Origin of the sequence: Pantoea sp. ICBG 828, assembly GCF_002928355.1 — a bacterium.
Classification (GTDB): Bacteria; Pseudomonadota; Gammaproteobacteria; order Enterobacterales; family Enterobacteriaceae; genus Pantoea; species Pantoea dispersa.
Map to the genome: position 1 here is coordinate 287,996 of NZ_POWN01000004.1, position 26,322 is coordinate 314,317.

At 58.5% G+C, this 26,322-nt stretch carries 24 protein-coding genes and 3 tRNA genes; 14 read left to right on the forward strand and 13 right to left on the reverse strand.

What is annotated here, in order from left to right; genetic code table 11:
• The first annotated feature begins 175 nt into the window (after positions 1-175).
• Complete coding sequence (locus C1Y43_RS11820) at positions 176-1,315, forward strand: MFS transporter (RefSeq protein ID WP_233209833.1); 1,140 nt, start codon at positions 176-178, stop codon at positions 1,313-1,315.
• Positions 1,316-1,386: 71 nt separating this feature from the next.
• Positions 1,387-2,340: an alpha/beta fold hydrolase gene (locus C1Y43_RS11825; protein ID WP_104188452.1), complete on the forward strand. Its 954-nt coding sequence runs from the start codon at positions 1,387-1,389 to the stop codon at positions 2,338-2,340.
• Positions 2,341-2,389: 49 nt separating this feature from the next.
• On the opposite strand, the gene C1Y43_RS11830 is transcribed toward C1Y43_RS11825, so the two are convergent.
• On the reverse strand, positions 2,390-3,073 hold the full coding sequence (locus C1Y43_RS11830; RefSeq protein ID WP_104188317.1) for a YecA family protein: 684 nt from the start codon (positions 3,071-3,073) through the stop codon (positions 2,390-2,392).
• 206 nt (positions 3,074-3,279) lie between these two features.
• On the opposite strand from C1Y43_RS11830, the gene C1Y43_RS11835 reads away from it, so the two are divergent.
• The 4 genes from C1Y43_RS11835 to C1Y43_RS11850 all read left to right on the forward strand — a co-directional run bounded on the left by C1Y43_RS11835 (position 3,280) and on the right by C1Y43_RS11850 (position 7,083).
• Positions 3,280-4,299, forward strand: coding sequence for an isopenicillin N synthase family oxygenase (locus C1Y43_RS11835; RefSeq protein WP_233209834.1), 1,020 nt, complete (start codon positions 3,280-3,282; stop codon positions 4,297-4,299).
• An 18-nt stretch (positions 4,300-4,317) separates the two neighbouring features.
• Positions 4,318-5,100: a MetQ/NlpA family ABC transporter substrate-binding protein gene (locus tag C1Y43_RS11840; RefSeq protein ID WP_059011108.1), complete on the forward strand. Its 783-nt coding sequence runs from the start codon at positions 4,318-4,320 to the stop codon at positions 5,098-5,100.
• Positions 5,101-5,211: 111 nt separating this feature from the next.
• Entirely contained in the window at positions 5,212-6,549 is a 1,338-nt protein-coding gene (locus tag C1Y43_RS11845) for a serine hydrolase (protein ID WP_233209830.1), read from the forward strand.
• A gap of 39 nt (positions 6,550-6,588) precedes the next feature.
• On the forward strand, positions 6,589-7,083 hold the full coding sequence (locus tag C1Y43_RS11850) for an RcnB family protein (RefSeq protein WP_031279558.1): 495 nt from the start codon (positions 6,589-6,591) through the stop codon (positions 7,081-7,083).
• Here the strand turns inward: C1Y43_RS11850 and C1Y43_RS11855 are convergent.
• Positions 7,073-8,506, reverse strand: coding sequence for a PLP-dependent aminotransferase family protein (locus tag C1Y43_RS11855; protein ID WP_104188320.1), 1,434 nt, complete (start codon positions 8,504-8,506; stop codon positions 7,073-7,075). The genes C1Y43_RS11850 and C1Y43_RS11855 overlap by 11 nt on opposite strands.
• Positions 8,507-8,611: 105 nt before the next feature.
• Between C1Y43_RS11855 and C1Y43_RS11860 the strand changes: the two genes are divergently transcribed.
• On the forward strand, positions 8,612-9,322 hold the full coding sequence (locus tag C1Y43_RS11860) for a GNAT family N-acetyltransferase (RefSeq protein WP_104188321.1): 711 nt from the start codon (positions 8,612-8,614) through the stop codon (positions 9,320-9,322).
• Between the two features lie 25 nt (positions 9,323-9,347).
• On the opposite strand, the gene C1Y43_RS11865 is transcribed toward C1Y43_RS11860, so the two are convergent.
• From C1Y43_RS11865 to C1Y43_RS11875, 3 genes are all read right to left on the reverse strand, one after another.
• The gene (locus tag C1Y43_RS11865; RefSeq protein WP_104188323.1) at positions 9,348-10,166 is read right to left on the reverse strand and encodes a hypothetical protein; all 819 of its coding nucleotides are present in this window, start codon (positions 10,164-10,166) and stop codon (positions 9,348-9,350) included.
• A gap of 184 nt (positions 10,167-10,350) precedes the next feature.
• Positions 10,351-12,651 carry a phosphatidylglycerol--membrane-oligosaccharide glycerophosphotransferase gene (gene opgB, locus C1Y43_RS11870; protein WP_059011100.1) on the reverse strand — a complete coding sequence of 767 codons (2,301 nt, stop codon included), beginning with the start codon at positions 12,649-12,651 and terminating at the stop codon, positions 10,351-10,353.
• A gap of 210 nt (positions 12,652-12,861) precedes the next feature.
• Positions 12,862-13,251 (reverse strand): tautomerase family protein, encoded by a 390-nt coding sequence (locus C1Y43_RS11875; RefSeq protein WP_021506760.1) that lies wholly within the window; start codon positions 13,249-13,251, stop codon positions 12,862-12,864.
• Positions 13,252-13,371: 120 nt separating this feature from the next.
• Here C1Y43_RS11875 and C1Y43_RS11880 point away from each other — a divergent pair, with 120 nt between their 5' ends.
• On the forward strand, positions 13,372-14,295 hold the full coding sequence (locus C1Y43_RS11880; protein ID WP_059011097.1) for a LysR family transcriptional regulator: 924 nt from the start codon (positions 13,372-13,374) through the stop codon (positions 14,293-14,295).
• Here the strand turns inward: C1Y43_RS11880 and C1Y43_RS11885 are convergent.
• Positions 14,269-15,288, reverse strand: coding sequence for a capsular polysaccharide synthesis protein (locus C1Y43_RS11885; protein ID WP_059011095.1), 1,020 nt, complete (start codon positions 15,286-15,288; stop codon positions 14,269-14,271). The genes C1Y43_RS11880 and C1Y43_RS11885 overlap by 27 nt on opposite strands.
• Before the next feature lie 414 nt (positions 15,289-15,702).
• Here C1Y43_RS11885 and C1Y43_RS11890 point away from each other — a divergent pair, with 414 nt between their 5' ends.
• Positions 15,703-16,656 (forward strand): YncE family protein, encoded by a 954-nt coding sequence (locus C1Y43_RS11890; protein WP_059011093.1) that lies wholly within the window; start codon positions 15,703-15,705, stop codon positions 16,654-16,656.
• 15 nt (positions 16,657-16,671) lie between these two features.
• Here the strand turns inward: C1Y43_RS11890 and C1Y43_RS11895 are convergent, their stop codons facing one another.
• On the reverse strand, positions 16,672-17,226 hold the full coding sequence (locus tag C1Y43_RS11895; protein ID WP_021506764.1) for a histidine phosphatase family protein: 555 nt from the start codon (positions 17,224-17,226) through the stop codon (positions 16,672-16,674).
• A 585-nt stretch (positions 17,227-17,811) separates the two neighbouring features.
• Here C1Y43_RS11895 and C1Y43_RS11900 point away from each other — a divergent pair.
• The 4 genes from C1Y43_RS11900 to C1Y43_RS11915 all read left to right on the forward strand — a co-directional run bounded on the left by C1Y43_RS11900 (position 17,812) and on the right by C1Y43_RS11915 (position 22,744).
• Entirely contained in the window at positions 17,812-19,200 is a 1,389-nt protein-coding gene (locus C1Y43_RS11900; RefSeq protein WP_021506766.1) for an MFS transporter, read from the forward strand.
• A 75-nt stretch (positions 19,201-19,275) separates the two neighbouring features.
• Entirely contained in the window at positions 19,276-20,298 is a 1,023-nt protein-coding gene (locus C1Y43_RS11905; RefSeq protein WP_058771438.1) for a LacI family DNA-binding transcriptional regulator, read from the forward strand.
• A 12-nt stretch (positions 20,299-20,310) separates the two neighbouring features.
• On the forward strand, positions 20,311-21,294 hold the full coding sequence (locus C1Y43_RS11910) for a nucleoside hydrolase (protein ID WP_059011088.1): 984 nt from the start codon (positions 20,311-20,313) through the stop codon (positions 21,292-21,294).
• 229 nt (positions 21,295-21,523) lie between these two features.
• Positions 21,524-22,744, forward strand: coding sequence for an MFS transporter (locus C1Y43_RS11915; RefSeq protein WP_021506769.1), 1,221 nt, complete (start codon positions 21,524-21,526; stop codon positions 22,742-22,744).
• Here C1Y43_RS11915 and C1Y43_RS11920 read toward each other — a convergent pair.
• The 3 genes from C1Y43_RS11920 to C1Y43_RS11930 all read right to left on the reverse strand — a co-directional run bounded on the left by C1Y43_RS11920 (position 22,741) and on the right by C1Y43_RS11930 (position 25,337).
• A complete protein-coding gene (locus tag C1Y43_RS11920; protein WP_021506770.1) occupies positions 22,741-23,205 on the reverse strand; it encodes a YbaK/EbsC family protein in 465 nt (154 codons plus the stop codon). The two genes, C1Y43_RS11915 and C1Y43_RS11920, sit on opposite strands and share 4 nt — an antisense overlap.
• A gap of 95 nt (positions 23,206-23,300) precedes the next feature.
• On the reverse strand, positions 23,301-24,095 hold the full coding sequence (gene fhuF, locus C1Y43_RS11925; RefSeq protein ID WP_088516711.1) for a siderophore-iron reductase FhuF: 795 nt from the start codon (positions 24,093-24,095) through the stop codon (positions 23,301-23,303).
• A 147-nt stretch (positions 24,096-24,242) separates the two neighbouring features.
• Positions 24,243-25,337, reverse strand: coding sequence for a diguanylate cyclase (locus C1Y43_RS11930; protein ID WP_021506772.1), 1,095 nt, complete (start codon positions 25,335-25,337; stop codon positions 24,243-24,245).
• Between the two features lie 229 nt (positions 25,338-25,566).
• Between C1Y43_RS11930 and C1Y43_RS11935 the strand changes: the two genes are divergently transcribed.
• Positions 25,567-25,851, forward strand: coding sequence for a DUF1435 domain-containing protein (locus C1Y43_RS11935; RefSeq protein ID WP_058780936.1), 285 nt, complete (start codon positions 25,567-25,569; stop codon positions 25,849-25,851).
• 90 nt (positions 25,852-25,941) lie between these two features.
• On the opposite strand, the gene C1Y43_RS11940 is transcribed toward C1Y43_RS11935, so the two are convergent.
• The 3 genes from C1Y43_RS11940 to C1Y43_RS11950 form a co-directional block, all read right to left on the reverse strand.
• Positions 25,942-26,028: transfer RNA gene (locus tag C1Y43_RS11940), tRNA-Leu, on the reverse strand.
• Between the two features lie 28 nt (positions 26,029-26,056).
• Positions 26,057-26,143, reverse strand: a tRNA-Leu gene (locus tag C1Y43_RS11945).
• Between the two features lie 31 nt (positions 26,144-26,174).
• Positions 26,175-26,261 (reverse strand) — tRNA-Leu (locus tag C1Y43_RS11950).
• Between the last annotated feature and the right edge of the window lie 61 nt (positions 26,262-26,322).

Genomic DNA, 26,322 nt, shown 5'->3' on the forward strand with positions numbered 1-26,322 from the left:
GTAACAGGTTATCGCACTTCGCCAATTTATATACTGATCGGTACATATAATTTTAACGACAGGCGCGCGCCTCACCTGCACGCTGATGACATCGGGAACGCTGATTGTGACGACTTTGAATACCGCCGCGGATAAAACCCGGCCGCTACCGCTGGGCGCGCTGCTGGCGCTGGCCATGACCGGTTTTATCTGCATCATCACCGAAACCTTACCGGCCGGACTGCTGCCGCAGATGGCGGCGGGCCTCGGCATTTCCACCGCGCTGGCCGGGCAGACCGTAACCGTTTATGCGCTTGGCTCGCTGCTGGCGGCGATTCCGCTGACCATCGCCACTCAGGGCTGGTGCCGCCGTAACGTGCTGTTGCTGGCTATCGTCGGTTTTCTGATTTTCAACTCCATCACCACGTTTTCGACCCACTTCGCACTGACGCTGGTGGCGCGCTTTTTCGCCGGCGCAGCGGCGGGACTCGCCTGGAGCCTGCTGGCAGGCTATGCGCGGCGCATGGTGCCGGTCCATCAGCAGGGCAAAGCGCTCGCCGTGGCGATGGTCGGCACGCCGATTGCGCTGGCGCTGGGCGTTCCCGTCGGCACCTGGCTGGGCACGGCGGTAGGCTGGCGCACGGCGTTCGGCATCATGTCAGCGCTGACGCTGCTGCTGATCGGCTGGGTGCTGCTGCGGGTGCCTGACTATCCGGGACAAAGCAGCGATCAGCGTCTGCCGCTGCGCACGGTGTTCATGACGCCAGGCGTGCGTCCGGTGCTGGGCGTGGTGCTGGCGTGGATGACGGCGCACAACATTCTCTACACCTACATTGCGCCGTTCGTTAGCCAGGCGGGTCTCGCCGGGCAGGTAGACAGCGTGCTGCTGGTGTTTGGCATCGCGGCGCTGGCGGCTATCGGCCTGGCCGGTCGCCTCGTCGATCACCACCTGCGCGTCGCCGTGCTCGGCAGTCTGGCGCTGTTTGCGCTGGTCTCGCTGCTGTTCATCTGGCTGGCGCGCTTGCCGCTGCTGGTTTATGTCGGCGTGGCGCTGTGGGGGCTGACGTTTGGCGGGGCGGCCACGCTGCTACAAACGGCGCTGGCGGATGCGGCAGGCGAGGGCGCGGATGTGGCGCTGTCGATGAATGTGGTGGTGTGGAACAGCGCGATTGCCGGCGGCGGTCTGGCCGGTGGCGTGTTGCTTACCCATTGGGGCGTGGCGTCTTTCCCGCTGGCGCTGCTGTTGCTGCTGGCGGTTGGCTTCCTCATCGCACTGCAGGCGCGTCAGCACGGTTTCCAGGCCGGCGCGCGGCACCAGCGCGTACAAGGTCACTGACCTGCCGGGCTGACTTAAAAAATTTAACCCACTGTTTTAAATGGCATTATGACAAAATGGAGATCAATCACGTGTTCAAAAAATTACTGTTAACCCTGCTGCTTGCCTCGGCCGCGCTGTTTTCCGCCGCCAGCACCGCCGCGGATGAATTCCCGCTGCCCGCCGGTTTCACCAGCAGCTATCAAACTGTGGATGGCGTGCGCCTGCATTATGTGAAGGGCGGCAGCGGACCGCTGGTGTATCTGGTGCACGGTTTCGGACAGACGTGGTATGAATGGCATCAGCTGATGCCGGAACTGGCAAAAAACCACACCGTCGTGGCGGTGGATCTGCCGGGGCTGGGGCAGTCTGACGTGCCGCATTCGTATCGCGCCACCGATGTCGCGCCGCTGCTTTATCAGCTGGCAGAACAGTTCGCCGGCGGCAAAAAGTTCGACCTGGTGGCGCACGATATTGGCATCTGGAATACCTATCCGCTGCTGGTGAAACATCAGGACAACATCCGCCGGGCCATCTTTATGGAAGCGCCGATCCCGGATGAAAGCATCTATCAGTTCCCGGCCTTTACGCCCGAAGGCGAATCCCTGGTGTGGCACTTCAGCTTCTTTGCGGCGCAGGGACAGCTCGCTGAACAGCTGATCGCCGGTAAAGAGCGCCTGTTCTTCGAGCATTTCATCAAAGAACATGCCGCCAACAAAGGGGTGTTCACGCCAGCGCTGCTGGATATGTACAGCAAATCCTATGCAAAACCGCACAGCCTGAATGCCGCCTTTGAATATTACCGGGTGCTGAATCAGGGAGTGGCGGACAATAAAGTGCTCTCCCGCGAGAAAATTGCTGTGCCGATGCTGGCGATTGGCGGTGGCGGTCACGGCGGACTGGGTGCCTATGAGCAGCAGGTGGTCAGCCGCTACGCCTCGCAGGTCACCGGCAAAGTGTTACCTGGCTGCGGTCACTGGTTACCTGAAGAGTGCCCCGCGCCGCTGAATGCGGCGGTGATGGAGTTTCTCGCGTCAGGGAAATAACGCGGTGCGCAGGCCAGTTTTAGCGCTGGCCTGCGTTGAGGTGAGCATCTCAGGTTTTATTCAGGCAGCACTGCTTAAATTTTTTGCCGCTGCCGCACGGGCAGGGATCGTTGCGACCGGTTTTTTCACCGGCAAAATGCGGCAGCTGCGGGGCCGGATCGGGCTGCGCCATGCGCTGTTCCTGCCAGTATTCGTGCAGTTCCAGCGCCGCCGGACGAATCGCCTCGATGCTGGCCTCAAACGCGTCCGGGGTGAAGGCTTCACGCTGCGCCAGCTGCGCTTCACTGCCGTGCAGCGCAATCGCCTGCAGCGCCGGTTGCTGTGCCGCCGGCAGCTGCGACCAGTCTGCATCCAGCGCCACTCCGCGCATATAGCCGTAGCACCAGTCTTCCACCACGGTAAACAGCTGGCCTTCCATCTCCTGCTCGCCGAACAGCGGATCGAACTGTTCCGGATACTCCGCCAGCCGCTCGGCGATGTCGTTAAAGTGCTGGAAGGTCAGCGCCATGAAGCGGTCCATTTCGCGCGCGTTCGCCCACTGAGGAATCTTCTTCTCACCGCCCCAAATCGCCACCAGCCATTCGCTCGGTTCGATATCGTTCGGGCCGGAGAGCAGGGCGGTCAGCATGCCGTCCAGTTCGGCGGTGTCCACCACGGAGTGTTCGTTGCCATATTTTTCCAGCATGTCATCAAGCCAGTTCAGCTCTTTTTCGGTTAACGGACCCTGATTCATCCGGCGTCTCCTGCGGTGTGCATTGGTGGGCAAAAATTGCTGGGCGCGATTATAGCGGCAGCGCGCCTGATTTACCGCTTTTTGCATATCGATAGCCGAAGTGCGCCTAAAAAGGAATCGCCATAACTTATCGCGCAACAGTATTGGCGGGAAACGGCGGCGAATGTCAGCGTAAACGCAGGATTTACCGATAGCGAGGAGACAACATCATGGCGGATACCCTGCCAGTACTGGATCTGGCCCTGCTGGAACTACCGGACGCAGAGCAGGCAGCTTACCTGGCGCAGCTGCGGGAGACCGCGCGTGACGTCGGTTTCTTCTATCTGGTTAATCACGGCATCAACCCGCAACTGCTGCACAACGTGCAGAGTATCACGCGGGCGTTTTTTGCCCTGCCACAGGCGGAGAAGCAGCGCGTGGCAATGATCCACTCGCCGCATTTTCGCGGCTACAACCATGCCGGCGTGGAATACACCCGCGACCAGCGCGATCAGCGTGAACAGTTTGATATCGGTGCCGAACGCGCGGCGCTGACGCTGCAGCCGGGCGATCCGGCGTGGAAACGGCTGCAGGGGCCTAACTTATGGCCGGAGGCGTTACCGCAATTGCGTCCGGTAATGCACGCCTGGCAGCAGGCGATGACCGCCATCGCGCTGCGCCTGCTGCGGGCCTTTGCCAAAGCGCTGGCGCTGCCGCCGGATGCGTTCGACGCGCTGTACGGCACCCAGCCCAATGAGCACATCAAGCTGATTCGTTATCCCGGTCAGGTAGCAGATGCCAGCCAGCAGGGCGTCGGCGCGCACAAAGACTCCGGCTTCCTCACTTTTTTGCTGCAGGACGATCAGCCCGGTTTGCAGGTGGAAGTGTCACCCGGTCACTGGGTGGATGCGCTGCCGAAGCCGGGCGCGTTCGTGGTCAACATCGGCGAACTGCTGGAGATTGCCAGCAATGGGTATCTGCGCGCCACCGTGCACCGCGTGGTGTCGCCGCCGGCTAATCGTGAACGCGTGTCGATCGCTTTTTTCCTCGGTGCGCAGCTGGATGCCGAAGTACCGCTGTATCAGCTGCCGCCGCAGCTGGCGGCAGAAGCCCACGGCCCGACCAGCGATCCTGACAATCCGCTGCTGCGCGAAGTGGGCTGGAACTACCTCAAAGGGCGTCTGCGTTCCCATCGCGATGTGGCGCAGCGCTATTACGCTGATGCATTAAGCACAGTGAAATCATAAGAAACGTAAGGAAAGCCCATGCAGAAAACGATGATAGCGTCACTGGCCCTGATGGCCCTGTTCAGCAGCGTGGCGTCCGCCGCGGCACTGCGCGTGGCCGCCGATCCGGTGCCGCACAGTGAGATTCTCAACTACATCAAACAAACCGACAAACAGCTCGACCTGAAGGTGATCGAGCTTAACGGCAATTTAAACGCCAACGAGCTGCTGGCGCGTGGCGACGTCGATGCCAACTATTTCCAGCATGTGCCTTATCTGCGCGATCAGGAAAAAGCGCTGGGCGAAAAATTTGCCGTGGTGGCGACCGTACATATTGAGCCACTCGGGATTTACTCGCACAAAGTGAAATCACTGAAAGATCTGCCGGATGGTGCGCAGGTGGCGGTGCCCAACAACGTCACTAACCTGAGCCGCGCGCTCTATCTGCTGCAGGCCAACGGCCTGATTACGCTGAAAAGCCGCAGCGCCAGTACGCTGGCGACCACGGCGGATATCAGTGACAACCCGCACCATCTGAAGATTATTGAAGTTGAAGCGCCGCAGCTGCCGCGCGCGCTGGATGATGCGCAGCTGGCGATTATTAACGGTAACTATGCCCTGCAGGCCGGGCTGGTGCCGTCAAAAGACGCGCTGGCGCTGGAACAGGCAAAGGATAATCCGTATGCCAACGTGCTGGTCACCACGCCAAAGCTGGCCAGCGACCCGCGCATTCTCGCGTTAGCGAAAGATCTCGAATCAAAACAAACTGCTGAATTTATCAACCAGCACTACAAAGGATCGGTTATCCCGGTTAATCAATAATGCCCGGCGCCACCTGCGGCTGACAGGTGGCGCACCCGCTGTTCTGTGGTATATTTCGCCACCAACACCAGTGGCACCTGCTGCATAACATAAAAAATAACTTATCAATTGATGGCTACTTCCCGCTTCGTCAGACTTCAGCGGCTGACGCTTTCTCGCGCATGGTTTCACCTGCGGCTGTCAGCCCTGTGTCTGCTGCTCAGCGGCTGCGGAACGCTATCGCAAACGTCCGCGCCGGTGGGCGATCGCGTCTATCTTTCCCACGCCTCCTTCCATGAAAACGTCGATGACATTGTGCGCCACTACATGCAGCAAAAGCAGGTGACGGGCATTAGCATCGCCATCATTCACCAGCGCGGCGCGCCGCAGTTTTACAGTTATGGAGTCACCGATGCGCGCCAGCGTTATCCCATCACGTCGGATACGTTGTTTGCGCTGGGCTCGCTGAGCAAAGGCGTTACCGCGGAGGTCATTATCGGGCTGGTGGATCGCGGCGAGCTGCACTGGAACGACACGCTGGCCACGCTGCTGCCGCGCGGCGTGCCGCTAAGTGAGGATGCAAAACGCATTACGCTGCTACAGCTGGTCACGCACACCTCGGGGCTGCCGCGCCAGGATATGGATCTGCCGATGTTCCTGAAATTTATGGCTTACCTGCGCAGCGGCGAAAATTTTTACGGCAATCTGGATAGCGATGCCGTGCTGAGTTATCTGGCCGATTTCAGCGCCCCCGCGCACCCGGCGGCGCAGTACTCCAATCTCGGCTATGCGCTGCTGGGCTACATTCTGCAGCATCGCCTGCATCAGGACATTGAAACGCTGGCGCAGCATCAGCTGTTTGGTCCGCTTGGCATGACCAGCAGCAGCTTCCATCCACAAACCCTGCGCGGCTATCCGTGGCGCGCGCTGGGCCACGCCGGCGATCAGCCGAAACTGATCGCGCGCGGTCAGATGACGCCGGACTGGGCCTTTCGCGGCAATATGGTGGCGGCCGCCAGCCTGTACAGCAATGCGCGCGATCTGATTCGCTACCTCGATGCGCATCTGCACAGCGATGCGCACGGCGCGCTCGGTCAGGCGCTGGCGCAGGTCAATTATCCTTATGAGCAGCATGGCAACCAGGCGCAGAATATCGCCTGGGTAACCGATACTTATGGTCAGCAGCAGATCACTTATCAGGTGGGGTATATTGGCGGTTATGCCAGTTTTATCGGCTACGATCGCGCCCACGGCAATGCCATCGTGGTGCTGCAAAACGCCTTCAACTGGAGCAACTATCTCGGCATTGCGCTGCTGCGTGATTTGGCGCGTAAAGATCGCCGGGTGCTGAACACGGTTGCTTGCAATTTTGCTGCTCAGCAAAGCGCGCCGCCTGAGGTATGCTGTGGAGCGAAATTTGACGCGCAAAGCGCGGCGCGGGAACCTTCCGCACGTGGCGCTTGTCAGTAAATGGGACAGTTAAATAATTAACCAGAGTGGAAATCACCAATGCGCAGGACACACGTCACCCTTCTTTCAGCAGGAATTTTTCTGGGCGCTTTAAGCCTGACGCCAGCAGCGCTGGCAGAAGGTGAGCAAACCGATAGCGTACCGATGCCGCCGCAGGTACAGCAAACCGCACCGGACGCCTCAGCGCCAGCGGCCACCAGCGATGCGCCCGCCAGCAGTGAACCGGCAGAATCCAGTGGCGATGTCGCGCCGATTCGCCCGTCACAAAACGGTCCGGGTGAAGCGCCATCCGCCGCCAATAATTACGATCTGCACACTATCATCATCGATTACAAAGAGTATAAAGTCGGTGACGTCGTGCCGGATGAGTACCGTAAAAAGCAGTACACCATCGTTGAGTGGCAGCCGCGCCACCTGCCTGCACCGCAGGAAGGCACGCACTGGGCTTACATCAACGCTAACTACATCCTGATCACTGACGACAGCGGCAAGATCGTGATGGGCAAATCCGGCGACATTTTCTTCAAGGGTTAATGCCCGGCAGCAGGCGCGCCAACTGCGCCACGCCTGCCATTATCTGACTGGTGCTGGTATTACCGTATCCCAGCACCAGTCCCTGCTGTTTTTGCCCGCCCAGATAAAAGCCGGACAGCGCGCCAGGCGCATAGCCATGGCGAAACAGCTGCGCCGTCAGCGCCACATCATCCACCGTATCCGCCAGCGGCAACACCAGATGCATACCGCACTCACCGCCCAGCAGCGGCACCTGAGCACCAAATGTCTCCTGTAGCGCAGCCCGCAGCGTGGCCTGCCGCTGACGATACAGGCGGCGCATTTTGCTCAGGTGGCGATTGAAATCTCCGCTGCGTAGAAACAGCGCCAGCGCCTGCTGTTCCGGCCGGTTACCGCCGCGTAACAGCTCATGCAAGGCCGGCCGCAGCCGCGGCAGTAGCGGGGCAGGCAGCACCATGTAGCCGATGCGCAGCGCCGGAAACAGGGTTTTGCTGAAGGAGCCGATGTAAATTACCGGCGTCGGCTGCGCCATGCCCTGCATCGCGGCGATGGGCTCGCCGCTGTAGCGAAAATCGCTGTCGTAATCATCTTCGATAATCCACGCCTGATGCCGCTGTGCCGCCGCCAGCAGCGCCAGCCGGCGCGCGGCACTCATGATCGCGCCGGTGGGATACTGATGCGTCGGCGTGGTGTAAATCAGCCGCGGCGGGCGCTGCTGCCAGTCCTGCGCTGTCGGTGCCAGTCCCTGTGCATCTACGGCAATCGGCTCGATCTGCAGATCGCCGAGGCGCATCGCCGCTTTGGCGCCGCGATAGCCCGGCTCTTCCACCCAGCCGGTGTCACCACGATTGGTGAGCAGCGCGACGCACAGCGTCAGCGCCTGCTGCGCGCCTTCGGTAATCACAATCTGCTGCGGCGCACAGCGCACGCCGCGCGCCAGCGCCTCACGCAGCGCCAGCTCACCCAGCGGATCGCCGTAGCCCAGCAGCTGTGCCTGCTGCGCGGTTTGATTGAGCGCGCGACGCCACTGCGCCAGCGGGAAATGCGCCAGCGCCGGCGTGCTCGGGCGCAGTGCCAGCTCCTGGCTGGAGAGGCGATGCAGCGAATGCAACCGGGAAGCGCGCGCGGAAACCGGCCAGTCGGCGCTGTCGTCGGACGCCTGCGCTGGCAGCGGCGTGTGCGCCAGCCGGCTGACGCGGCTTCCCTGGCGGTCGCTGAGGATAAATCCTTCCGCCTGCAGCTGTGACCAGACGGCGATCACCGTATTGCGCGACACCTGCAGTTCAGCCGCCAGCTGGCGGGTCGCCGGCAGGCGCGTGCCCGCCGCCAGCTGACCATTCAGTATCGCCTGGCGCAGCCGCTGATACAGCTGCTGTTGCAGTGTCAGGCTGCCGTCGGCCTCTAGCGGTGCCAGCAGCAGCGAATGCCGGTTTAGTGCGCGCATCGGCGCCTCCGTGGATCTATCGATTTATCATATTGTGGCGCTTTTTTCTGAACCAGCAAAGTGGCACGCTGCACGCTGTCACTCTCACACAGAAGGAATCGCCGTATGTCATCGCAGACCAATCGTTATGGACAACCCATCGGCCCGGCGCTGGAGGCGTGGCAGCCGCGCCCGCTGCCGCAGGGGCAGATTTTCACCGGACAATATTGCCGGCTGGAGCCGCTGGATGCCGCACGTCACGGTCGCGAGCTGTATGCGGCTTATGCGCTGGCGGAAGATGACCGCGACTGGACCTGGCTGCCGGTCGGGCGCTTTGACGATGAAGCGTCTTATCTGGCGTTTGCGCAGCAGTGCCAGCAGAGTCCGGATTACCTGCACTTCGCGGTTATTGACCGGCAAAGCGGGCAGGCGATCGGCTCGCTGGCGCTGATGCGCATTGAACCGCAGCACGGTGTGATGGAAGTCGGCTTTGTGGTGTTCTCTCCGTTGCTGAAGCAAACCCGCATGGCCACCGAAGCCCACTATCTGCTGATGCGTTACGCCTTCGAACAACTCGGCTATCGTCGCTACGAGTGGAAATGCGACAGCTGTAACCAGCCGTCGTACAACGCCGCACTGCGGCTGGGCTTCCGTTATGAAGGCACGTTTCGTCAGGTGGTGGTGTATAAAAATCGCAGCCGGGATACCGCCTGGTTCTCTATCATCGACAGCGAATGGCCGCAGGTGAAGCTGGGCTTTGAGCGCTGGCTGGCGGCAGACAATTTCGACGCTCGCGGGCAACAACGCGCCAGGCTGGAGACATTACGTCAGGTCTGATGCGCGCGCCGGGCTGGCTGCCCGGCTAACCGGCAAAAATATATTTGGCGGCTGACAACACAAAGGCACTGGCCATCGCCATCATCAGCCGCCGATGCCAGAGATTATCGCGTTTGAGCTCATTGAAACCGAGCTGCATGCGATGGTCGAGATCCAGCAGGCGCTCATCCACTTTTTCAAAGCGTTTATCAATTTGCCTGAATTGCTCATCCATCTTTTCAAAGCATTTATCAATTTGCCTGAATCGCTCATCGATTTGTTCAAAACGCTGATCGATTTTCCTGAATTGCTCATCGATTTGTTCAAAGCGTTGATCGATTTTCCTGAATTGCTCATCGATTTGTTCAAAGCGTTGATCGATTTTCCTGAATTGCTCATCCATCTTTTCAAAGCGTTGATCAATTTTCCTAAATTGTTCATCGATTTGTTCAAAACGTTGATCGATTGTTCTGAATTGCGCATCCACTTTTTCAAAGCGTTTATCGATTGATCTGAATTGCGCATCCACCTTTTCGAAGCGTTGATCGATTTGTTCAAAGCGTTGATCAATTTTCCGGAATTGCTCATCGACGTTGTCAAACCGCAGCTCAATGGCTTTAAACGTATGGCGGACCTCATTTTCAAAATGCCTGAGGCTCTGTGCCAGTTTATCGACACGTTGCGCGGTGGCGTGATTTGCCCGCATCACGCCTTCCATGGCCTGCGAAAGGTGCGTTTTAGTCAGGCTGTTTTCCTGCTGCATTTCGGCAAAAATGTCGACCATCACTTCGGCCTGGTGATCGGCCACGCCCGCCTGCTGCAGCGCTTTGAATGCCTTATGGGTGTTCATCATCGTCGGTATCATCCCTGTTGCTCCTGGTCGCCTTTCCTGTTGCCTGCAAGGTTATCCAGGTGGTGATAGTTGCACCATGTGATGATGTGGATTTTGCGCGACGTCTCGAAAAATATCAATTCGTACAAAGAGTAACGCTAAGCGGCAATAAAAAGGGCCTGCACGCTGGCAGGCCCTGGTCTGGCACGCATTTTTATCACTTTTCGGGCTGCGGAATTATTTTTATCTCCGCCATGCCGATACCGAGTTTGCGTGGATCCTGACCGGTAATGTTGCCGAGATTAGACAGCTGTGGTTCTGGCGGCGTGATGATCAGGTTGCGGCTGGCGCCGGGGTTGGTGAAATGCAGCGTTTGCGTGGAGAACGCGTCACCCAGATTGAGCTGCTGCACTTGCTCGCCGACGCGCACCGGAATCGGTCGATGGGCGTTAGCCCCATAGGCGCGTGCGGTGATCACCACGTCAAAGCGCGCCGGCAGCGGATCGATATATTCAATGTTCACCTCCGGCGCGAGGTTGGCGTTCGACCAGCGCCCCCAGCTTTCTGGCCGTGAAATACCGCTAAAGCGCTTCACGCTGGCCGGCGCGCCCGGCACGGTCAGCAGGAAGCTGTCCGCCTGGTAGCGAATGGCATTATCCTCGATGCGCATTTGCTGCTCGTTGAGCTGGTAGGTCGCCGCACTGACCTTCACCTGCGGGAACTGCGCTTTGCCCTGCCACACCGGCTGGTCGATGCGCGTCACCGTGGGTTGTCCGCCGGTCTGGCCCATCGCCAGACAGAGATCGGTCGACAGCGCCAGCGCCGGCTGCCACAGCCGGCCCATTTTGAAGCAGCGATCGACCCAGACAAACTTATCGCTGGCAGCAAAATCGGCCAGCTGGAAGCGCAGCGGCGCGGCGTATTCGCCTTCCGGCAGCGGCTCTACCTGATGATCGGATACGCGGAACAGGATCGGCAGCCTGAACGTCGCGCCCGAGAAGCTAAAGGTATTTTTGGGCTGGTCGATGGTGAACGTCTTCATCTGGCTGGGGAAATTCCACAGCTGAATGATATCGGCTTTCCACGCCGTGACCTTCTTCGCCATGTCATCGAACTGGCTGGAGAGCGAGGCCGAAGACAGCCCGCTGCGGCCAAGGCCAATCGCGTTATCACCGCCGAGAATATCCAGCACCGTGGCGCCGTTATCCAGCGTGCTGCGCTTGCCGTCCAGCACCTCGGCCTGCGGCTGGTCGCCACGGATCACCATAAACAGATCGCGGCGCGGCTGCTTGATCAGATACTGATGCGCCGTGTTATTCATCGCCAGATGATCGGAACTCACCACAATCACGGTGTTTTTAAACCACGGCGAGGCTTTGATGCGGGCAATCAGGCGCGCCACGTGCTCCTGGGAACAGGCCACCGCGCTAAACGACTGGTTGGGTTTGCCGTCATAGCTGTAACTTTTGCGCTGACAGCTGCGCGAAATAAAGCCGTCCGGATGATGGGTGTCCACGGTGAGTGTAAACAGCGCAAAGCGTTTCTGCTGACGCGACAGCTCCTCATACTTTTCAAACACTTCATCCATCACCGTATCGTCGTAAAAGCCCCAGTTGTTACGGTAGCTGGGGTCGGCGACGCGGCTCTTCAGCTCCTGCGAGCCGTACATGTTGGCGGCGTCAAAACCGTGTGACAGCAAAAAAGTGTCTTTACCGGCAAAGCGCAGGTCTGCGCCCTGAATAAACCAGTTCTCATAGCCGGAGTGTTTGAGAATATCGCCGAGGCAGATATTTTGCGGATAGAAGCTGGAAAGTGAAGCCGAGGCGTTGCCGTCGAACGGCGCAAACAGCGGAATACCGCACTGTGACGCCACCATGCCGGCGATGGTGTAATCGGTGCCGGGCAGTTGTTCGGTATTGCTGAAGTCAATGCTGTGATCTTTTTCGCGGCTCAGCTCTGGTGCCAGTCCAGGAAAAGCCTGTTGATCGAAGTAGGTGCGCTCAAGGCTTTCGCCGTAGATATACACCAGGTTGAGCTTCGGCGCGTTAATCTGCTTGTTCGGCGTTTTGTAATAAGTTTCGAAATCCGAGTCAGCCTGGCGCGCGTGGGAGGCGATCAGCTCTTTCACCTGGCGAAACGCCGGCGTGGTTTGCACCGAGCCGGCAGCACAGGCGATCGCCAGCAGGCTCCAGCCGAGATGATGCGGACGTTTATGCCGGCGCAACACCCAGGAGAGAAAACAAAACAGTAAAAACAGGCCGATGATCAAGCCAAGCGCCGGTACCACATATTTGCTCACGCCCGCGCCGGTCAGGCTGTTGGTCAGGGTATAGAGCACCGCATCGTTGATGCCATCGCCGGTAAAATAGTTGCTGGCATACAGCGTAGCGTTGAGCACGATGAACAGGGTGAGCAGCAGCAAGATCAGGATAAACCAGAATTTATTTCGCCCGGCTTTATACGAATAGACTGCGATCGCAGCCAAAAAGAGCACTATTGAAAGCAACTCCAACGGCAGATCCTCACATTAAGTAAAAAGAACGCGTTACCTGCGTCTGCGGCCCTCTGCGGGGGTTTTGCGTCAATCTATATTGGCTGTCACAGGGCTGCAACACATCCAACCAGATTTGTGCGATGCATTGCGAATCGTTTAAGGCGGGTTTAGGCGGAGTCTGATTTAGTCTGGCAGCAACCGGCGCGCTGCTGCCAGCCAGGGCGGGCGCGGGCGTTACAACTTACCGGTGAGATACTGCGCTTCGCCGTCGGCAAAGCTCCAGTCACCTTTGCTGTTGGTGATAAAACTGATCATCAGATCGTTGCCCTGCACGCCACAATTCTCCCGCAGCTCGCGCGCTAACTCTGCCATGAAGTGCGTTTTCTGTTCTTCACTTCTTGGGCTGGTGTACACGCGCACCATCACCAGATTGTCGCTGCGCGCAAAGCCCAGCCCGGTATCCTGAAAGACCATCTGATAACGCTTGTTTTCATGAACAATCTGGTAACGATCGCGCGCCGGAACCTTAAATGCCGTGAGTACTGCGCGATGCGCTGCGTCGAGTAAGGTACGAATCTCTGCTTCAGAACGGCCCTGAATAACATCAAAAGTCAGTAACGGCATCAATAAATCCTCGTTTTTGCCCACGCGGAAAGAGTAGGATGAAACGCTATGCTGCCGCTTGCTGCCGGAAAGAAAAAGCGCGCTGATTAAAATGATTATTTATTATTTTGAACAATCCTGATGAAAGAAATTAAAACCGATGCACTCTGGGTGCATTTGCACTGGCTGACGGTGCTGGCGGAACAGGGCAGTTTTACCCGCGCGGCTGAACGCCTGGATGTCAGTAAAGCGGCGATGAGCCAGAAAATCAAAGAACTGGAGCAGATGGCGGGCGTGGCGCTGGTGCAGCGCACCACGCGCAGCGTGCGGCTGACGTCGGCCGGTGAAAAGCTGGTGGACGACCTGCGTGAGCCGTTTGCGCGCATCGCGCAGAGCTTCTTTAGCGTGCGTGACGAAGCCGGGCCGGTGCGCGGTCTGGTGCGCATCAGCGCGCCGGTGGCGTTTGCCCGGCAGCAGCTGGTGCCGATTATCGGCGACTTTCTGCGCGACTATCCGCAGGTGCGGTTGCAGCTCAACGTCAGCGATCGGCTGGTGTCGCTGGGCAGCGAAGGATTCGATCTCGCCATTCGCCACAGCCAGCAGCTGCCGGAAACGCACGTCGCGCTGCCGCTGTGTGAAACGCGCACGCTGCTGGTGGCCGCGCCGGACTATCTGACCCGTCACGGTACGCCAGATTCGCCGCAGGCGCTGCAGCAGCATAACTGCCTCTATTATCCGCGCGGGCTGGAGTCGCCGCAGTGGCGCTTTCGTCTGCACAGCGATGACAGCGAAACGGTGCAGGTGAAGATTCAGGGTAATTTCGCCACTAATAACAGCGAGTCGATTCGTGACGCTGCGCTGCAGGGGCTGGGCATTGCCATGCTGCCGGACTTCAGCGCCAGCGCGGCGCTGGCCAGCGGCACGCTGCAGCAGGTGCTGCCGGAGTGGCAGGCGGTCGATGCCTTTGCCGACCGCCTGTGGGTGGTGCGGCCTTACGCAGCGCAGGTACCGCGTGCCGTCACCACCTTTATCCACTGGCTACGCACGCGCTTTGTTGATGGGTGAGGCCAGCGGCGCGCTGAGCGGTGCTGTGGGCTGCATCATCGCCCCCAGCAGGCTGCGACGGTTATAGTTACCGAGACGCAGATTGAAGTCGAGATGCAACTGCTCAATGCCGCTCAGCTTGATCACCGGCGGCGGCGTATGCGGGCGCTGATGGAACAGTACCGTGTGCGCAAAGGCATCACTTTGCCAGTTGTTCAGCCGCTGATAGTAATACGCGTTGGCCTCGCATTTACGCAGATACAGGTTCACGCGGCGATGTTCGCGCATCGCCGCCTGCTGCGCCAGCGAACCCAGCTGCTGTGCCGGCTCGGCGATTTTCTGCGTCAGCAGAGCAAAATCATCGCGCTTTGCCAGCTCATTAAAATAGTTGTGCGCCCCCAGATGCTTGATCGGCGCGTACTGTTTTTGCCACTCGCGAATAAAAGGATTATTGGGCGCAGCGGCAAGAAACCAGTTTTCAATCACCGGTGCCAGATAGTTGACGGTGGCAATTTCACGGTAATAGCCAATCACATCCATGCGGCGTTCCTGATGCGCACGGTGCACCCAGCTCAGGTCTTCAAATAACAGCGTGCTGCAGTCAATCGCAATGCCGCCGTAGCGTAATAATAATTCGAGGCGAATGACTTCACTTTTTTGCTGCTCGCTTAATTGTGTCGAGGTAAAAATAAAATCCGGCAGGACTTCTTTAAGCGTTAAACGGTTTAATACATACACCTGATGATCGGTATTATCCTGACGCAGCTGCTGGATATTTAACGCCATCGATTTCGGTAAATATTCATTGTCCCAGTACATCCAGATTTTTTTGGGTATTTCCGGCAGCGCTTTCTCACCCGAAAGCAACACGATATTGTCCTCTTCGCTGGGATCATATTCCGGCGCGCAGAGCGCAGTATGCTGTTTTTTCTGCAGTAATGTCTGGCCGGTGAAGGCGATTCTCTGCCAGTGTTGCCAGAGCGTAAGGGCTGGCTGGAGACGTTTTTTTGTCATGATGCACCTGATTATTGTGATTATGGGGAGCAAAGATTCCCTGATGCTGGCGGCTTGAGCGCGCTTATGTGTCCTGACGGCTGTGTGTAAAAAGACTACCCTTGCTTAATAATCGATCCGCAGCGGCAAGGCTACGAATTTTTTTCGCTTTCAGATTTACCGGAAACGCCGGGATCCGGGATGGCTAAAAAGAGGTATCAATAAAATGATGAGGGAGTGTGTTTTTTATTTTTCTCGATTAAGACTATTCCTAATAAAATAACCCTCTGCAGGCGCAGGCTGCGGCGCGGAATAAAAATGAGCGATCGGCGGTCCGTTAACCGCGCTGTATTTTCCCCTGGCCTCGCCGCCGCTTGCCCAACGCGGAGGCAGGTTAGCTACGCTTAGAGCAGGCAACGAAAAAAAGGAGGCACTATGCAGCCACACAAGCGTGGGTTACTGGCGGTTGATAAGCAGGGCAACCGCGTGCTGTTTCTCAATCCCGACAGCTTCGCCGTTGAGCAGGAGCTGAATGCCTTACCGCCGCGACCGCATGAGCTGCTGATGCTGCCCGCGCTGGAGAAGGCGTATGTGCCGATCTACGGTGATGGCGTCCACGGCGACAATCCGCATCCGGGGCACAAGGTGGCGATTATCGATTTGCGCCGGCGGCAAATCAGCGGCTTTATCAATCTGTCACCGCTCAAGGCGCCGCACAGCGGTCAGCTGGGACGCGATGGCAAAGTGTATTTGTGCTGTGAACACAGTGCCGCGGTGGCGGTGATCGATCCGCACAGCGACACGCTGGAGAAAACCATCCGGCTGCCGTCGCACAACGCGCACCGGCTGACGCTCTCGCCCAGCGGCCGCAAGCTGTTTACTGAAAACGAAGAGGACGCCAGCATCACGGTAGTAGATCTGTGCGAGGCGGAAGGGCGCATCATTGACAACATCCTGCTGCCGGGACCGATTGCCGGCATTGCCGCCTCGCCAAAGCACCCCTATCTGGTGGCCAGCGCGGCAGACGCGCCGCTGCTGTACGTGGTGGATCGTCAGAGCCATCGTATCCGCCAGCGCATCACGTTGCCCGGCCATCAGCAGCCATGCCAGGTGGTGCGCTTCAGTGCCAGCGGTGAGCGGCTGGTGGCGATTGGCGACGGGGAAGGAGTGGTGACGCTGTTTGACGACTTGCTTAATCCGTTGGGTGACGTTGCGGTCGGCAATCAGCCGATGGATGGCTGTTTTAGCGCCGATAACCGCAGCCTGCTGATCGCTAATCAGGGTGACGGTTCGCTTAGCCTGATCGATCTGACGCAGATGAAGGTCATCGCCACGCCGCAGGCTGGCACCGGCTGCGAAGTCCTGAGCTACTTTCAGCTGTCGTCCTGAGTGCGAAAGCCGCCATCAAATAAACGGCCGGTGATAAATCGCGCTGCTCCAGTGGCGGCTGCTGGCGTGTTTTTCTGCCTGCCAGCCGCGCTTGCGCAGTTGGCGCGCAATCAGTTTGTTCATAATACCGTGGCCCACCAGCAGCACCGTGCCCTGTTGCGACAGGGCAATCAGTTTGTCTGCCGCCCGCTGCGCGCGCTGCCGGGCATGCTGCACTGATTCCACGCGCCCGGCGTAACCGCATAGCCACAGCAGGCGCAGCAGCGCCAGCCACAGCGTCAGCGGCAGATGCAGGCGCGCGAACGGCAGCAGCGGCATCGCCACTTCACTGAACACCTCATCCACGTCCTGCGCCTGCAGACCGAGCCGCGCCAGCGATGAACGCGCGCGCGGCAACGGGCTGCAGGCAATCACGCTGGCCATGCGCGCAATCGCCATACTGCGTGGCGGCGGCGCATCACAAATCACCGCCTGGTCGTAGCCTTCACACCAGTCCGCCAGCGCCCGCGCCGTAAAGCGCCCGCTTACCGGATGGTCTGGCTTGCCGTGTCGCATGAGGATAATGGTCATAATGCTCCTGAGTGAAGGTCATCCAGTCTACTGCAGGCACGCAGGATTTCGCGCGGCCCGGGCGGTTTTAAGAATAATGCCCGGGTGTCATCAAAACTTAACTGAAATGTGCGAAAACGGCGCGGTGAAAGTTTGGTCGCCGTTTTTGCCAATGATAAGCAATAGTCGTTAATCACGCAGCGTGCGTGGATTTTTTAATGACGCTGGCTGTAATGTAATGTCATGAATTAACGCCGTTTTTATCTTTTTCTTCTGAACCATTGTGAAGATAAGTTAATTATTTTCCTGTTGATCACTTGATTTATCTACGCGCGTAGATAGACTGTCTTCACAGTGACAACTCACGGTGCCAGAGACGAAGTTGGCCTTGAGATGACCCAGTTACATTTGCCGTGCTAATGCGATCGATGAAAAAAACATCGGCGAAATCAGGCAAATAGATGAATTCCAACACCAGGGAATTCTTTACTGACCTTTCATCCAGGTTTGCCTACTGAACGTCGCCACCGGGGAGTTCCGCTTGTTGCCAGGGAACCGACCCACGGATGGGCGTTTACTGTTTTCACCTCTTTCAGGGAAATGGTTATGACGGTACATCACTCCGTTACGCAACAAGGTTCACCCGCTTCCGCCGCCGATGCGCGGCTGGAAACCACCTCCGGGCGCAAAGATTTCTGGCGCGCCACCTTCTCCTGCTGGCTGGGCACCGCGATGGAATACGCGGATTTCGCCCTGTATGGCCTCGCTGCCGGCATCATTTTTGGCGATGTGTTCTTCCCCGAAGCCACCCCGGCGATGGCGCTGCTCTCCAGCTTTGCCACCTGGTCGGTCGGCTTTATTGCACGCCCGATCGGGGCGCTGCTGTTTGGCTGGATTGGCGATCGCAAGGGCCGCAAGGTAGTGATGATCAGCACCATCATTCTGATGGGCGCTTCGACCACGCTGATCGGCCTGATTCCTTCCTATGCAACGATTGGCCTGTGGGCGCCGGCCTGCCTGGTGCTGCTGCGTTTTACGCAGGGGCTGGGCGCCGGCGCAGAGCTCTCGGGCGGCACGGTGATGCTGGGTGAATACGCGCCGGTTGAGCGCCGTGGCCTGGTGTCGTCGGTGATTGCGCTTGGTTCCAACAGCGGCACGCTGATTGCGTCGCTGGTGTGGCTGGCGGTGATTCAGATGGATAAAGCCACGCTGCTCGACTGGGGCTGGCGTATTCCGTTCCTCAGCAGCGTGCTGATTGCTGCGGTCGCGCTGTGGATTCGCCGTCATCTGCGTGAAACGCCGGTGTTTGAGCGTCAGCAGGCGGAACTGCAGGCGCAGCGCCATGAAACGCTGGCGCAAAGCGCGACGCAACCCGACAGCCGCAGCTTCTGGCAGCGCAGCCGCGCCTTCTGGACCATGGTAGGCCTGCGCATCGGTGAGAACGGCCCGTCCTATCTGGCACAGGGCTTTATCGTCGGCTACGTCGCCAAAGTGCTGATGCTGGACAAATCGGTGCCGACCACCGCGGTGTTCATCGCCTCGCTGCTCGGTTTCCTGATCATCCCGTTTGCCGGCTGGCTGTCGGACCGCTTTGGCCGACGCATCACCTATCGCGGCTTCTGCCTGTTACTGATGGTTTACGCCTGGCCCGCCTTTAGCCTGATGGACAGCCGCGAGCCGGCCATCGTGATTCCGGTGATTGTGGTGGGGATGGCGCTGGCGTCGCTGGGCATCTTTGGCGTGCAGGCGGCATGGGGCGTGGAGATGTTTGGCGTTAAACACCGTTACACCAAAATGGCGGTTGCCAAAGAGCTGGGGTCTATTCTTTCAGGAGGCACCGCACCGCTGGTGGCGGCGGCGCTGCTGTCGTTTACCGGCCACTGGTGGCCGATTGCCGTGTACTTCTCGGCCATGGCGACCATCGGTTTCCTCACCACCTTTGTGGCACCGGAAACGCGCGGACGCGATCTGAATCTGCCGGAGGATGCTATCTGACGCGCAGGATCGTGCAACATTCTTTGATTACGCTGGCCGGTACTCCCGGCCAGCGGCATTAACGCAGAGGCAATATTGGCGAAATCCCCAACCGGAAATGTGACACGCAGTGACGTCGCCAAAGCCGCCGGAACCTCGGTGGCGGTGGTCAGCTATGTGATCAACAACGGACCGCGTCCGGTGGCCGAAGCCACGCGTCAGCGCGTGCTGGCCGCCATCCAGCAAACCGGCTATCGCCCGAATGCGGTGGCGCGCGCACTGGCCTCCGGCAGTACCAAAACCTTTGGCCTGATCGTGCCGAATATCGCAAACCCGTTTGTCGCCTCAATGGCGCACGTGCTGCTGCAGGAGTCGCTGAACCACGGCCACGTAATGCTGCTGGGCGATGCCGGCGACGATCGCCAGCGCGAGCTGGAGCTGATTCAGGGTTTGCTGAATCGTCAGGTGGATGGCCTGTTTTACACCAGCGTCGATCGCCATCCCTATATTGACGTCATCCAGGCGAGCGGAACGCCGCTGGTGATGCTGGACCGCATCGAACCGCGTCCCGGCGTCAGCATGCTGTGCGTGAACGAACGTGAAGCGGCGCGCCAGGTCACGGCGCATCTGCTCAGCCACGGCTATCAGCAGGTCGGCATGATCAGCGGTCCGCGTGAGATGCTTAACGCGCAGGATCGTATTCAGGGCTGGCGCGACGCCATGGCGCAGCACGGGCTGACGGTAGATGAAGCGCTGATTTTTCCGGCCGGCTATTCGCGCCAGGGCGGTTACGACGCCGGGCAGCGCATGATTGCCAGCGGCCGGGTGCCGCGCGCGCTGTTTACCAGTAACGAAGGGCAGGCGATTGGCTGTATTCGCGCGCTGTCCGAACATGGCCTGCGCGTGCCGCACGATGTCGCGCTGGTGTGTTTCAACGGTACCGAGCAGTCGGCCTTTCATGTGCCCACGCTCACCACCGTGCGCCAGCCGCTGCGCGAAATGGCACGCAGCGCCATCGCCATGCTGAAAAACGGTCATGGCGAGGCGCAGCTGGCCGAATTTCCTCACCATCTGGAGATCGGTGAGTCCTGTGGCTGCCAGCTATCTCAACAAAAATAAATATATAACATTATGAAAAGACTAATTATTGATTGTGATCCGGGGAATGGTATTGCTGGCGCTAACACCGATGACGGGCTGGCGCTGGCCTTAGCGCTGGCGTCACGCGCGCTGGCCGTTGAGCTGATCACCACCGTGAGCGGCAACACGCCGAGCGCGGTGGGAGCGCGGGTGGCTAAAGATCTGCTGCAGCGGCTCGGACTGAACATTCCGGTAGTGCAGGGCGCGCTGCAGGCGCTGCGCGAAGATCCGGCGCCGTGGCGCGCGCGGCTGGATAACGTCGCCGACCCGGCGCTGGGCGAACTGTGGCGCGGCGTGCGTCAGCCGCAGATGGTGGCAGCGGACGGCAACGATGCGGCGGGCGTGATGGGCCAGCTGATTTGTGACAATCCCGGCGAGTTTACGCTGGTGGCAATAGGCCCGCTGACCAACGTGGCGCAGGCGCTGCAGCGCTATCCGCAGATGGCGGATTCCGTAGCGGAGATCGTCATTATGGGCGGCGTATTCGCGCTGGATGACTACATCAAAGACACCAATTTTGGCCTCGATCCGGAAGCGGCGCATCAGGTGCTGCACAGCGGCGCCACCATCACGCTGGTGCCAATGGATGCCACCACGCAGACGCTGCTGACCCATCAGGATCTCACGCGCCTGACCGCCTGCGATCATCCACTGCCGCAGTTTGTGCGCGAAACGCTGCGACCGTGGATTGATTACTCCATCCGCACCCGCCATCTGCCGGGTTGCTGGATCCACGATGCGCTGGTCATTGCCTGGCTGCTCAACCAGCGCGTGGCGGACGGCGTGGATTATCACGTCGATATTGAGCTGCGTCCCGGTGCCACGCGCGGCAAGACCTGGCGCTATCGCACGCCGCTGCGGCTGGATGTCGGCGTGCCGGCGGACGCGGGCGCACTGGTGCATGTGATGCAGAACGTAAACAATCCGCTGCTGCTGGAAGTGATTGAGCAGACGTTCAACGGATTGAAACGCTGAGATTTTGCTGCGGCGCGCGGTCTCCCGGCCGGAGTACCGTGCGCCGCTTTCCTGCCGACACGCTTCCTTACATCGCGAATCACTCGCTGACAATTCCCCGCCGCGCGGCGCCTTTCTGACATGCTATATACAAATGGTTAACACAATAATAACCAGTGCAACCATTCGCTGGATAACGTTCCAATAAAAATCTGGCCGCGAGCCGGAAGCAATCAGACAGGATACCCTTATGTTTAACTGGACTGCGACCCAGCGCAACGTGGCTTTCGCCAGTTTCGCCAGCTGGACGCTGGATGCGTTCGACTTCTTTATTCTGGTGTTTGTGCTCAGCGATCTTGCGCGCTACTTCAACACCAGCGTCTCCGATGTTTCCATTGCCATTATGCTGACGCTGGCCGTACGACCGGTGGGCGCATTGATCTTTGGCCGGCTGGCGGAAAAATATGGCCGCCGGCCGATCCTGATGCTCAACATCGTGCTGTTTTCGCTGTTTGAGTTGCTGTCGGCATGGTCGCCCAACTTTGCTGCCTTCCTGACCTTCCGCGTGATTTACGGCGTGGCGATGGGTGGCATCTGGGGCGTGGCCTCTTCGCTGGCGATGGAAACCATTCCCGACCGTTCGCGCGGCCTGATGTCCGGCATCTTCCAGGCCGGTTATCCGTGCGGCTATCTGCTGGCGTCGATAGTGTTTGGCCTGTTCTTCGAACAGGTGGGCTGGCGCGGCATGTTCCTGATTGGCGCGCTGCCGATTCTGCTGCTGCCGTTTATCTATTTTAAAGTGCCGGAATCGCCGGTATGGCTGGCGGCACGCGAGCGTAAAGAGAATCACGCGCTGCTGCCCATCATCCGCCAGCACTGGAAAATCTGTATTTACATGGTGCTGCTGATGGCCTGTTTTAACTTCTTCAGCCACGGCACGCAGGATCTCTATCCGACGTTCCTGAAAGTGCAGCACCAGTTTGACGCCCACACGGTGAGCATTATCGCCATCGGCTATAACATCGCGGCGATGCTCGGCGGCATTACGTTCGGCTCGCTGTCCGAGCGTATCGGGCGTAAAAAAGCCATCATGCTGGCGTCGTTTCTGGCGCTGCCGGTGCTGCCGCTGTGGGCGTTCTCCAGCGGTTCCTGGGCGATTGGGATCGGCGCGTTCCTGATGCAGTTTATGGTGCAGGGCGCATGGGGCGTGGTACCGACCTACCTGACCGAGCTGGTGCCGGCCAATGCGCGTGCGGTACTGCCGGGCTTCGTTTATCAGCTGGGGAATTTAATTGCTTCGGTCAACGCCACGCTGCAGTCACGCATTGCCGAAGCCCACGGCGGTAACTACGGACTGGGCATGGCGATTGTCGCCGGCACGGTGGCGGTGCTGATTTGCGTGTTCGTGGCGTTTGGCCGCGAGACGCGCGGCATCGAAATATCCGGGGCGGTGGCGAAAGAGACGCGTTAACGCGCCTCGCAGACGTCAATCCATTTCGCCGCCGTGAGCTCAGCCATGCGCTGCGGCGAAATGCGCACCGCGCTGTGAATCGAACCGGCCGCAGGTAACACTTCATCGAAACTGCGCAGCGACACATCGCAATAGACGGTCAGCGGATTTTCCAGCCCGAACGGGCACACGCCGCCGACCGGATGGCCGGTCCAGTTCACCACCTCATCCACGCTCAGCATGCGCGCTTTTGCCCCGAGCGCCGCCTTCAGCTTGCGGTTATCCAGCCGGGCGTCGCCGCGCGTGACAATCAGCACCACGCTCTCTTTCACTTTCAGCGACAGGGTTTTGGCGATTTGCCCCGGCGCCACGCCATGTACGCGTGCGGCCAGTTCTACGGTGGCAGTGCTTTCCGGCATCTCGATGATGTCGATATCCGGTGCGTGTTCGGCAAAGAAGTGCCGTACCGACTCCAGGCTCATTTTTTTCTCCGGTAAAAACAGAGCGTAAAAGCTGCCATAAGGCGGGAAAGCTGTAAACGGGAGAAACGGAGAATCTGTAACAGAATACGCCGCGCTTACACGGCATTTAACGTGCAGTTACCGCAGCGTTCGACGTCCGGAATGCGATAGCGCTGGCAGCAGCTACGCCGCTCCATCGCGCCGTTGCGCGGGATCATGGTGCGATACAGCGGATTATCACTGCCGTCGGACAGGGATTTGCTGAAAAACAGCGCCTGTTCCAGTTGATGCCGGGTGGCCGCAGGCAGCTGCTGCTGCAGTTCGCCAAGGAACCAGTAAAACGAGAAGCCTAAGTTGTTCCAGATCAGCCGCGCGTTGATATCACCGTGCTGCGCCATGCCGTTAACGGCGGGGATCAGGCCGTGCTGAATCAGGCGTTCGATACGCTGCTGCGGATTGAGATAGCGCGCATCCTCATCCTCCTGCACATCAATCCAGAAGGCGCAGGGATGGCCGTTTTCGTGGAACTCAACGTGGATACGCTGCGGCGAGCAGTCGAGCGCGCGCGGCTCCTGCAGCAGCGCCAGCATTAATGGCGGCAGCAGCAGGCCAAAATACCACTGGGCCCACAGCGACTGCAGCGGTTTGGCTTCCTGCGGAACATCGGGATGGTGGCGATAGAGATAGTCGCTGTAGCGCTGCGTCAGGCGGCGATAGTGAAACGGCGTGGACCATTCGGCCAGCGTCAGCGTGCCTGCGGGGGCCGGCTGGCCCAGCTTCACGTTTTCCCGCATGTAGCTGCGCTGGTCGCACATCAGATCTTCCAGCGCGCTGGCTAAGCTGCGATCGCTCTGCATAAAGATCAGCGGATGCGCGCTAAAGCGATGATCCTGACGCGTGATGATGGCCATGCGGCTCCTGAGTGAAAACGGGAAGCGAAAAACAAATGATAATCGTTCCCGATTCACTGAGCAAGATGCCAGCAGCGCTCACTGCCTGGCCACCGCGCATTTTGCGTGAAATCCCCCGGAGAGGGCGCGGCGTTGTCGCCGCACCGCTTACACCAGATCGCTGCTTACCGGCGCCAGCTTCGGTAAATCCTCCCACGCCAGAATGGTGTTACGTCCCTGATTCTTCGCCACATACAGCGCGCGGTCGGCGTTGGCCACCGCCTGGTCGAAGTCTTCTGCGAAAATCGGCGCGATACCGGCGCTGATGGTCACGTGGGTCGAGACTTTATCATTGAAGCGGTGGGGAATTTCCAGATCAACCACGTACTGACGGATGCGTTCGGCCAGCTTCATGGCAATCGAGGCGTTAACGTTGGTCATCAGCACCAGAAACTCTTCGCCGCCGTAGCGCGTCACCACATCGCGCGAGCGCACCGCATCACGTATCGCAACCGACACCCGCGCCAGCGCCTGATCGCCCATGGCATGACCGTAGTTATCGTTGTAGGCCTTGAAGTGATCGATATCCAGCAGCAGCACAAAGTGGCTGCCGGCATGATTTTCCATGATGGTATCCAGCCGGTTCTTCAGCCCGCGCCGGTTATACAGGCCGGTGAGCGGATCAAGCATGCTCAAATCGCTAAAACTTTGCTTCTCCTCATACAGCTGGCGCACCAGCCGCAGGGTGAAAGTGTCGAAGCGGCGGCGCATCAAGTGGTGCAGCGAGAAGCCGATCAGCGGCAGCGTAATGGTGAACAGAATGGTCATTAAATGCTGACCATCATCCAGTAACAGTACGGTTAATACCGGTGGCGTAATATGTAAACAGAACGCAAGCAAATAATCACTCAGGGCAATCGCGCTGATAAAAAATACGCTCAGCAGACTGATTATTAAAAAGCTACCGTCAAAATAAAACACCAGATGGTAACGATGATTGATATGCCAGGCCCACAGCGCGCCTAATAGCAATGCGACAGGATTTAATAACGGGAATTTTAGATTTGGCGCGATTAAACATAGCGCCAGCAGCGTGGTGCTAAAGCCCGCCACCAGTGTTACCGGCAGCGAATTGATGGGATTATCCGTGCCGAAAAACGGCAGCAGACAAAAAAGCGAAACGGCGACATTCAAAAACAAAAATAGCATCAGCGACAGCCGATACTTGCTGTGTTTCAACTCATCATAAGATTGTAATTTCATTATTATTACTCGTGACAGCCCTGAAATATCAAAGCGCTACCCGCAGGAAATAATCCCACAACGCGGATAGTGAGCACGTTTTTGCTGTGTTATCAAAATAGTTATCGGCGGCAATCTATCATTTTCCAGTAATTCTGTCATCCGGCGCGGGCAGGGCAAAAAATTCGCTGCAAGATGAGAAATATTGTCATATGATAATGGGAATATTTATCATTTGAAGGGTTGCGCGATGATCATGGCGATGATGGCCGCCTGTGGCTTGTGGGGCGTAAGCTGGGTGATGGGTAAACGTCTGGATAGCGGCTGGGGCGTATTGCTGCCCTGCGCGGCCATGCCGGTGTTTGCGCTGTGGGAGCCGAGTTTCAGCCAGTGGCGCTTAGTGATGATTGTCGCGCTGCTGCTTACCGTGGTGATGCTGTTCCACCATCGTCTGCGTCATTATCTGCTGCTGCCTTCCTGCCTGGCGCTGGCTGGCGGTCTGGCGGCTATCTCGGTGAATTTTCACATCATTTAACGGCGAGCAGAAACGACAATATCACGCAAAGGCGTGATAGCAGCGGTAACAATCAATGGGTATTGTACTGCAGAAGAAGTGTGACAACGTTGGTGCGAAGAGAGGGACTTGAACCCTCACGTCCGTAAGAACACTAACACCTGAAGCTAGCGCGTCTACCAATTCCGCCACCTTCGCATCGTAGTTGTCTGTTTATATCACCGCATGGTGCGAAGAGAGGGACTTGAACCCTCACGTCCGTAAGAACACTAACACCTGAAGCTAGCGCGTCTACCAATTCCGCCACCTTCGCGCAGTGCACGCGATATAAACTCTGTGATTATTGGTGCGAAGAGAGGGACTTGAACCCTCACGTCCGTAAGGACACTAACACCTGAAGCTAGCGCGTCTACCAATTCCGCCACCTTCGCCTACCTGCAATACATTACAGTATTGCTAACCACGGAGGCGCATTTTAGAGATTTTACTCAT

Excerpts from the sequence above, each read along its gene's own strand:
- C1Y43_RS11820 (WP_233209833.1), top strand. The coding sequence starts at position 176 with ATGACCGGTTTTATCTGCATCATCACCGAAACCTTACCGGCCGGACTG.
- C1Y43_RS11830 (WP_104188317.1), bottom strand. The coding sequence starts at position 3,073 with ATGAATCAGGGTCCGTTAACCGAAAAAGAGCTGAACTGGCTTGATGAC.
- C1Y43_RS11840 (WP_059011108.1), top strand. The coding sequence starts at position 4,318 with ATGCAGAAAACGATGATAGCGTCACTGGCCCTGATGGCCCTGTTCAGC.
- C1Y43_RS11845 (WP_233209830.1), top strand. The coding sequence starts at position 5,212 with ATGGCTACTTCCCGCTTCGTCAGACTTCAGCGGCTGACGCTTTCTCGC.
- C1Y43_RS11850 (WP_031279558.1), top strand. The coding sequence starts at position 6,589 with ATGCGCAGGACACACGTCACCCTTCTTTCAGCAGGAATTTTTCTGGGC.
- C1Y43_RS11855 (WP_104188320.1), bottom strand. The coding sequence starts at position 8,506 with ATGCGCGCACTAAACCGGCATTCGCTGCTGCTGGCACCGCTAGAGGCC.
- C1Y43_RS11860 (WP_104188321.1), top strand. The coding sequence starts at position 8,612 with ATGTCATCGCAGACCAATCGTTATGGACAACCCATCGGCCCGGCGCTG.
- C1Y43_RS11865 (WP_104188323.1), bottom strand. The coding sequence starts at position 10,166 with ATGATACCGACGATGATGAACACCCATAAGGCATTCAAAGCGCTGCAG.
- C1Y43_RS11875 (WP_021506760.1), bottom strand. The coding sequence starts at position 13,251 with ATGCCGTTACTGACTTTTGATGTTATTCAGGGCCGTTCTGAAGCAGAG.
- C1Y43_RS11880 (WP_059011097.1), top strand. The coding sequence starts at position 13,372 with ATGAAAGAAATTAAAACCGATGCACTCTGGGTGCATTTGCACTGGCTG.
- C1Y43_RS11885 (WP_059011095.1), bottom strand. The coding sequence starts at position 15,288 with ATGACAAAAAAACGTCTCCAGCCAGCCCTTACGCTCTGGCAACACTGG.
- C1Y43_RS11890 (WP_059011093.1), top strand. The coding sequence starts at position 15,703 with ATGCAGCCACACAAGCGTGGGTTACTGGCGGTTGATAAGCAGGGCAAC.
- C1Y43_RS11895 (WP_021506764.1), bottom strand. The coding sequence starts at position 17,226 with ATGACCATTATCCTCATGCGACACGGCAAGCCAGACCATCCGGTAAGC.
- C1Y43_RS11900 (WP_021506766.1), top strand. The coding sequence starts at position 17,812 with ATGACGGTACATCACTCCGTTACGCAACAAGGTTCACCCGCTTCCGCC.
- C1Y43_RS11910 (WP_059011088.1), top strand. The coding sequence starts at position 20,311 with ATGAAAAGACTAATTATTGATTGTGATCCGGGGAATGGTATTGCTGGC.
- C1Y43_RS11915 (WP_021506769.1), top strand. The coding sequence starts at position 21,524 with ATGTTTAACTGGACTGCGACCCAGCGCAACGTGGCTTTCGCCAGTTTC.
- C1Y43_RS11920 (WP_021506770.1), bottom strand. The coding sequence starts at position 23,205 with ATGAGCCTGGAGTCGGTACGGCACTTCTTTGCCGAACACGCACCGGAT.
- fhuF (WP_088516711.1), bottom strand. The coding sequence starts at position 24,095 with ATGGCCATCATCACGCGTCAGGATCATCGCTTTAGCGCGCATCCGCTG.
- C1Y43_RS11930 (WP_021506772.1), bottom strand. The coding sequence starts at position 25,337 with ATGAAATTACAATCTTATGATGAGTTGAAACACAGCAAGTATCGGCTG.
- C1Y43_RS11935 (WP_058780936.1), top strand. The coding sequence starts at position 25,567 with ATGATCATGGCGATGATGGCCGCCTGTGGCTTGTGGGGCGTAAGCTGG.